Here is a 1,052-nt window from a genome sequence, read left to right as displayed (position 1 = left end):
ATATTTTAAGGTTTGCAATAATAAGCTTTCGTGACTAGGAATCAACGTACAGTTACTATAAAGAACACAATAACATTAACACCGAGATCAACTAGCTCAAATGCAGCGCTCTATTTTCTTTGCAGCAATCTTATTCTCACTCTCTGTTCAGGCAAATGAATCCGAGCTTCCAAGCTTTGGAAACGCAAGCTCTACAATCATTTCGATCGAACAGGAACGCGAGTTAGGCACTGCATGGCTATCTGCGCTACGAGGCCAAGTTCGCACCTATGAACAACCTAGCGTCGAAGAATATCTTGAACAACTTGTCTACTCTCTCGCCCCGAACTCTACAGTCGCTGACAAATCATTTCGCTTTGTCATCCTTAACAGCCCAGAGTTAAACGCGTTCGCGGTACCCGGAAGCGTTATCGGTATCAATGCGGGACTATTTTTACATGCCGCGAATGAACAAGAATTTGCTTCTGTTCTTGCTCACGAATTGGCGCATTTGAGTCAACGCCATTACGCACGACGACTTCAAAAGCAGGAGCTCAGCACCCCGCTAACCCTCGCAGGCATATTGGCAAGCGCTGTAATCGCAGCCACAACTGGCGCCGAGGCAGGAATCGCGACACTTGCATCAACCCAAGCGATGTCTGTAGAAAAAGCACTTAGCTATTCACGCTCGAACGAAGAAGAAGCAGACCGAATTGGCATCGAAACCATGTACAAATCTAATTTCGATCCAAGAGCAATGCCACGCATGTTCGAAACCATGCTCAAAAATGCAAGACTACAAGGCTCTTCACCACCCGAATATCTCTCAACTCACCCCTTATCTGAAAATCGAGTTGCCGATACAAAAAACCGCGCCGAACAATATCCCATCAAGCAATACCGTGATAACTTTCAATTTCATATATCTAAAGCGATCGTCGCAACAGATTTCGCAGAGTCGAAAGAGTCTGCGATCAAATACTATCGATCAACTATAGAAAAAGGTCAGCATAAAAATGTCGATGCGACAAGATTCGCACTGGCGTACGCCTTATTTGATAGCAAACCTAAAG

Annotated in this window: 1 protein-coding gene; it reads left to right on the top strand. The window is 45.0% G+C overall.

Annotation, left to right across the window (positions count from 1 at the left end; translation table 11 throughout):
• Positions 1–100: 100 nt before the first annotated feature.
• The coding region (locus A3738_RS02765; protein ID WP_156503901.1) for a M48 family metalloprotease at positions 101–1,052 on the top strand (952 nt) is incomplete at its 3' end.

The sequence above is a fragment of the Oleiphilus sp. HI0066 genome, from assembly GCF_001635725.1.
Note: the sequence above shows the minus strand (reverse complement) of the source record. Positions and strands in the feature narration are given on the sequence as shown.